This window comes from Pirellulales bacterium (assembly GCA_036499395.1).
Lineage (GTDB): Bacteria > Planctomycetota > Planctomycetia > Pirellulales > JACPPG01 > JACPPG01.
The window spans coordinates 47,223-53,937 of sequence record DASYDW010000107.1 but is presented as its reverse complement, the minus strand read 5'-3'; the positions used below and the strand labels follow the sequence as shown (position 1 = coordinate 53,937).

Below are 6,715 nucleotides of genomic sequence, written 5' to 3'. Positions count from 1 at the left end.
ATTATCTGGGCCTGCTCCATTTTCAATTCGCTATCGTCGCCTTGAGAGCCGCCAAGGTTCTCGGATAGGCTTTTAATGAAATCTTACGCCCGGCCGCAAGTGGCATCCGCCCCTTGGGGGAGTTATAGTCGGTGGAAATTGTCCGGTCATGGGGGCTTCCTGCTGAAACATACGTCCCCGCCGCCGGGTATGCCTGCAGTAGCCCGCCTCGAACACCGTCGCCTCGCTTCTTTGCCCTGCCCCGAGAGGAACTTCGCATGCCGCGTCGAATTCTTACGCTTGGATTTCCATTTTCCAGGGTCTGCCTGCTGGCAGCCGTGGCCTTGACCACTGTTGCGGCGACTGTTCGCGCCGCCGACGCCGATAAGGCGAAATTTAACGTCGGCACTGCCACGCGCGACCTCACGCCGCAGGCGCCGGTCCCGATGTGGGGCTACGGTGCCCGCCATGCCGCGTTGTCGCAAGGCGCACTCGACCCGCTCTACGCCAAGGCGATCGTCATTCAAGCCGGCGACCAGAAGCTGGCAATCGTGGGCACGGATATTGGGCGCGGGCCCACGCAGGCGATGATGGCCAAGATTCGCAAGGAGATCAAAGAGAAGGCCGGCATCGATCACGTCATGATCTCAGGTAGCCATTCGCATCACGGGCCCGTGATCGAGCTGGTCGACAAGGATGGACTCGGTAAGGGAAAGTTCGACGACTCTGTCGCCTACAGCCAGAAGCTGCCCGACATGTTGATCGAAGCGATTCTCGAAGCGGATCGCAATGCCAAGCCGGCGAAGATGGGAATCGGCACGCGCAATACAACGTACAACCGCAATCGTCACACGAAGCGTCAACCGCCAGCGACCGAGCCGATGCTGGCCGTGATGCGTTTCGACGACGAACAAGGAAAGCCGATCTCGGTGCTGGTGAACTTCGCGGCCCACCCGACGATGATCAACGCAATCGTCTTGAAGTTCTCGGCCGATTATCCCGGCGCGATGAAGAAGAAGGTCGAGGAAACGTTAGGCACGCATTGCGTCTTCATGCAAGGAGCCTCGGGCGACATGAGCGCCAACCCTCCGCCGGAGCCGCAGACCGACAGCGCCGAAAAGGTCGCCAACTATGTTCACATGGGCAATGCACTGGCCGACCAGGTGCTGGAAGTGGCCCGTGCCATCGAGACCAAGAAACCTGAGCATCCCGGCATCGTCGGTAAGGTAGACCACATCACGTTCCCCTCGCGCGTCGATTTCTCGAATCCGTTGATCATCGCCGGCTACGGTTCGGCCTTCTTTCCGGAACTGGTCGCAAACTTCGTCGAGGAATCGAAGAACGGCATCACGCCCGAGCTGAATACGATTCTGCTCAACGGCGATACGGCGCTCGTGGGTGGATCGGGCGAGTTCTTCTCGAACCACTCGAACCGCTTGAAGGAACGCAGCTATGTGCCGAACACGTTGTTCTTCGGTTACTGCAACGGTCACAACATGTATTTCCCCACGATCGAGGCCGTGAGCGAAGGGGGTTATGGGGCCGATCCCCCGGTCTCGCCCGCCGAAATCGGCGCCGGCGAGCGCTGCATGAATCAGGCACTACTGAACATCTACACGATGTTGGGCAAGTTCCCCGAGCCGAAGCCCAAGAAGCAGTAGCGACGGGAAACACCAAGTTCCCGAGGCGTTGGTCTTTCAGGACGAATCAAAGCACGAATGACGAAGCCGCACGCCGGATTTCGTTATTCGTGCTTTTTTGTTGCCGCTTTACACGAAAGCCCAAGCAAGGATGGAGTTATTCGCCCACCTCGCGTAGCGCCGTCAGTGCTGACTGCGCTACGCGAAATGCCGGGTTGCGCTGCGCGTCAGCGCCGCGGCGCAAGTCGGCCAACAGCCCTCCCAATAATTCGCGATCGAGCCAGCCGGCCAGCCAGGCGGCGCGCGATTCGGCATAGCTGTTCTGAAGACGGCGGAACAAGCGCGCTGCAGTTTGCCGCACCCCTTCGCCCGTGGCGGTCACCACGGCGTCACCACCGACCGTGATTCCGCCAGCGATCGCGGCTTCGGCCGCCAGGTTGCCGGCCGTATGCCCGGCCAGGTGCAGCGCGGTCTGCCCCATCATTTCGCTGCCGACGAAGGTGCCGGTCACCAGCAGCACGACCGTAATCGCGGGGCGGGCGATGGCCGTGGCGTGATCGAGCGATTGCAAAAACGATACGGCTCCGGGGTTTTCGCTCCCCCAACGATCAAGCTCCGCTCGCAACGTCGCGCGGTAATCGTCGTCGAGCGCCGGCAGTTGCGCGTGCGCGGCTTCGATGCGCGACAGCAGCTCAGCGCGGCTGTCGCCGGACAACAGTGTCTCCAAGCGCGGGCGCAGCGTTTCATTACCCAGGCGGCGCAAGCGGTCCAATTCGTCGAGTAGTTTTTCCACGGCCTCGACAATGGCCGCGCGCTCGCGGGCGCGGAATGCTATCAGCGGATCCGTCGGCGGACCATTCAGCGCGTGCCAGGCTGCCATCACGGGCCAGCCTACGCTGCGCCCCAGCGTGCGATAGACGCCATGCACGCGACGCGACCAGGGGCTGCGGTGCTCATCCCACCAATCGCGAATCTCATCGACCAGCAACTGCGTCGGCACGACGGGCCAGGGGACGCGGGCCATTTCGGCCGCAGCCATCGCTTGCGAGGCGGCGGCGAACTCGCCCGCCCGATAACGGATTCGCTCCAGGTAGGCCGGCGCTCCGGAATCCTGATCCAGCAGCCGCACAAGCGCCCCGCGAAAAGTGCGCAACTTGATCTTGTCGAAGTGTAATGCAGCCAGATCTTCGCGCAGCGAGCCTGGCTTTCCAGGCTTGTCCTGTCCGGTCGGACCAACAGGATAAATCGGAAGCGTCAGGTTCGCGGCCGCCTGCCGATCATACGGCACGACATAAACCAGCTCAGGCTTAGCACCGATTTCTTCGGCAAAGGTGCTGAGCCACAGTGGCCAGTACTCGCGATCGTTCACCAGGTCGACCTGGTTGAAGAGCACAATGATCGGCTTGTCGGCCTCGGCCGCCTTCCGAAAGAACTGTTTCACCGCGGCGTCGTTATATTTCTGCTGCGTCAGCACGGCGATCAATACATCTGACGACTGACGGATGATGTCCGCACGCTGCCAATTCACCGGCGCGTCAGAATCAATATCGGGCGTGTCCAACAGCAGCAATCGGGCAGGCATGGCCGCGCCGGCCCGCCAAAACAATCGATGCTCAGGCAGGTCTGCCAAAGGATCATCAGCCCCGTGCCAGCCATGCAATTCAAAGCCTGTGAATAATCGCGCGAGCGCCGCGGCATCGTCGAAATCGTGCGGCACCAAGCAAACCGGGTGACGCGTGCCAGCGGCCAAGGGGCTGACGGCGCTCGCCGTCTCACCGGCCAAATGATTGAAGATCGCCGACTTACCAATATTCGTGCCGCCGACGATCGCCACCACGAGCGCCGGTGGCGCCGAAGCCTGCGGTACGAGCTTATGCGTGAGAAGTTCGTACCACTCTTCACCCGCCGGAGGTGGCACGCCCAGGCTTTGAGCCGTGGCGCGCAGTTCGGCGAGCGCACGGTCGAGCGATTGGATTTGCGTGGCCCAGGCGTGGAAATCGACGGCCATTCTTCAATCGCGCTGCGAGTCTGCGAGGTCGTTGCACATTGATGCAGGCGGGTGCTAGCAGCGCCGTAATCTTCGTCGCGTGTGACGCTCGCGGTTGGTCGAGGTGCAGAGGGGGGGCATGAGAATGCTCTCGACGCATGCCCCTGACCCTATCCTCTCCCCCGCAAGGGCGAGGGATTTTTCAATTATAGCACCGCCGACAGGCGCTCTTGGGAGGGTCGCGATTTGAGGGAAACGGCCGGAATTGTCCCGTTTCGGCGCTTGCATGGCGCGACAAACGGCTCATCTGGCTGGCGCGATGCTCTTGCCCGGTTTGCGAGAACGGGATTATCCTCTGGCGGCTTTTTTCCCGCCCGCTCCGCCAATCGTCTCCCCGGGTTTCCTGCCATGAGCGATACGCTTGCCAGATCCGCTTCTGTAGTGGCTGTGCCGACATCCGGCCCGTATGCACGATTCGACGTGCCGAACTTGCTGCCGGACGAACAGTCGCAACGCCGCCTCGACCGACTGGCGTGGGCCTTTGTGGCGGTTGGTATCGGACTGCGATTGGGACGCTACTTGCTCAACTTTCCGTTCTGGGGAGACGAGCTGATGCTGATTCAGAATTATCTCGATCGCGGTTACGGCGACGTACTCAAGCCGTTGTCACTACAGCAGGTGGCGCCGGTCGGTTACATCGCGGCCGAGCTGACGGCGATTAAGCTGTTTGGTTTTTCAGAATGGTCCTTGCGATTGTTTGCCGTAGTGTCCAGCATCGTCGGCTTGTTCATCTTTCGTGATCTGGCCGCGCGCGTGTTGGGCAAGGTGCCGATGGTGCTGGCCGTGGGCATTCTGGCAGTGAGTTATTACCCCGTGCGGCATGCGGCCGAATGCAAGCCGTACGGCTCGGACCTGACGTTCGGATTGCTTCTCGCCTGGTTGGCCGTGTGCTGGTGGCAGAACCCCGCGCAGCGCCGCTGGCTATGGGCGTTGGCCGTGGCGGGGCCGCTGGCGATCGTATTTTCGAATCCCACGATCTTCGTCGCCGGCGGCGTCGCATTGGCGCTGTTATTGCCGGTGTGGCGCTCGCGCGATGCTCAAACCTGGGTCGCATTTGCTCTCTACAACGTACTGGTCGCGATCGTCTTCCTGGTGATGCTGAAATCGGTCACGGCGGCGCAATACGAGGCGACGCACAAGTTCATGCATGAGTATTGGGCCGAAGGCTTTCCGCCGATGCGCCCGTTGGCATTCATTGCGTGGCTGGGCACGATTCACGGCGGCGAGATGATGGCCTACCCCGTGGGAGACGATCACTTCGGCAGCATCCTATCGCTGACCTGCTTCATCGTCGGCGTCGTCGTACTGGCGCGACGACGCGATCGCACCCTGGCGCTTCTGGTAGTCGGTCCACTGGCGCTGGCATTCGTGGCCGCGGTGTTGCGGCGCTATCCGTACGGTGGCGCCCGGCTGTCACAGTATTACGGGGCGCTCGCTTGTTTGGCGATCGGGCTGGGGGCCGCGACGCTCTTGGCCGCAATCGCCAAGGCCGATCTGCGGCGTCGAGCGTTTCAAGCGACGGTCGCACTCTTGTTCGTCATTGCCTTAGGCATGTTCGCGAAAGATGTGATCAAGCCCTACAAGCGGCAGGTCGATTTCGATCATCGTGGCTTCGTTCGTTGGTTCTGGAAAGAGAATGCCAACGAAGGCGAAATCGTGTGCGTACACACCGATTTGGGGAAACACTTCACGTCAGCCGCTGTGCCCGAGGATTATGTCTGCTACCAGAGGACCTATTCGCCGGTGCATCGCCAGGGGCCACGGCGCGTCAGCCTGGCGGATTTACCAGCCGATCGGCCGCTCCGCTGCGTGGCTTGCTCGCTCGAGGGCGAGGCACGCGACACAAAGCAATTCGATGCTTGGATGCACGAAATGAGTGCGAACTACACTCTGACGGGCGAGCAGACCTATCGCGTGCAACTCAACTGGCCGCCGGAGCCCCCGCGGTTCGCCTGCTACGAGGTCTTCGAGTTCCACGCGAAGGCCGTCAGCGCTCAGCCGGCAGAAACGGTTAACTCACCGATGGCGAAGGCGCCGCAAGACGACACGCAGCGCAAGTAGCCGGCCGTGCCGGGTCAACCGATGCGCGACATTAATTTGCCGCCGGAACCGCTTTCTCAGTTTCGGCAGGTTGCTTGGCGTCGGCCGGTCGCTTGGCCTTACTACGCAGATCCCACGCCACGAGCCAGCGCTCTTCATCGCGCGAAGCGCCCAGATCTTTGATCAGCCGCTTCTCCATATCGGGCATGTGGCCGGCCCCGTAGAAAATGCCGATCCGCTTCTTGCCCGCCGCGATCTGCTCGGCCAGTACCTTAAGGGCGACCTTGTTGCGCTCGGTGATCAGGGTCGATCCGCCAGGTCCTTCCAGCGCCCCCATTGCTCCTTCCAGATCCTCGAACTGCTCGGCCATGACGCGCTTCAAGCTCAGGGCACGATTCTTATCAAACAGTGCCATGAACAGATCGGCTTCCGAAGTGCGGCTGGCGCGCTTGTTCTGCTGCGCAATTTGCTGTCCCATCATGCGGAACATCATGGTCCAGATACTCTCGCCACGATCTTCCATCGATTTCGAGAAAGCCTCGGGCGACATGTCCGCATGCACGAAGTTGTCTTTGTGATAGTCGATGTGGTGCAGCTGATGCTCGAGTTCGAGCATGTCCTTCATGCCGTTTTGCAACAGCGCCACGGGATGGCCGCTGCCTGTGCCGCCCCCTTTCGGAACGCGGGTCCCTTCGGGCGCGACCAGTTCGTATAGCAGTACGTCGTACTTCTCGAATTCCTTATTCAGATTGTCGTAGTACGACTTCTCGCCGATGTGAACGGCGCCGATCAGGTCGATCGTCACATCTTGCTTGTCGGCGTTCTGCGCCTTGTAGCGCACGATCGCGGTCTCCATCGAGACCGGCTGATCGTTGGCGTCCCGAGCGAGACGGAGGAACGCCGTCTTCGAGTCCGCGGATCCGTTATCCTTGCGCCCCGCAGCGACGATAGTGCCAGCGACCGTAACAAGAGACAACGCCAGCACACACTGATTCCATCGGCGGTACAT

The 6,715-nt window shown here is 61.2% G+C and carries 4 protein-coding genes; 2 read left to right on the top strand and 2 right to left on the bottom strand.

What is annotated here, in order from left to right; translation table 11 throughout:
- Positions 1–257 precede the first annotated feature (257 nt).
- A complete protein-coding gene (locus VGN12_19835) occupies positions 258–1,640 on the top strand; it encodes a neutral/alkaline non-lysosomal ceramidase N-terminal domain-containing protein (GenBank protein HEY4311707.1) in 1,383 nt (460 codons plus the stop codon).
- Between the two features lie 136 nt (positions 1,641–1,776).
- Here VGN12_19835 and VGN12_19830 read toward each other — a convergent pair whose 3' ends face one another.
- The gene (locus VGN12_19830) at positions 1,777–3,627 is read right to left on the bottom strand and encodes a GTPase domain-containing protein (GenBank protein ID HEY4311706.1); all 1,851 of its coding nucleotides are present in this window, start codon (positions 3,625–3,627) and stop codon (positions 1,777–1,779) included.
- 387 nt (positions 3,628–4,014) lie between these two features.
- On the opposite strand from VGN12_19830, the gene VGN12_19825 reads away from it, so the two are divergent.
- Positions 4,015–5,727, top strand: coding sequence for a glycosyltransferase family 39 protein (locus VGN12_19825; GenBank protein ID HEY4311705.1), 1,713 nt, complete (start codon positions 4,015–4,017; stop codon positions 5,725–5,727).
- Between the two features lie 31 nt (positions 5,728–5,758).
- On the opposite strand, the gene VGN12_19820 is transcribed toward VGN12_19825, so the two are convergent.
- The gene (locus VGN12_19820) at positions 5,759–6,715 is read right to left on the bottom strand and encodes a hypothetical protein (GenBank protein HEY4311704.1); all 957 of its coding nucleotides are present in this window, start codon (positions 6,713–6,715) and stop codon (positions 5,759–5,761) included.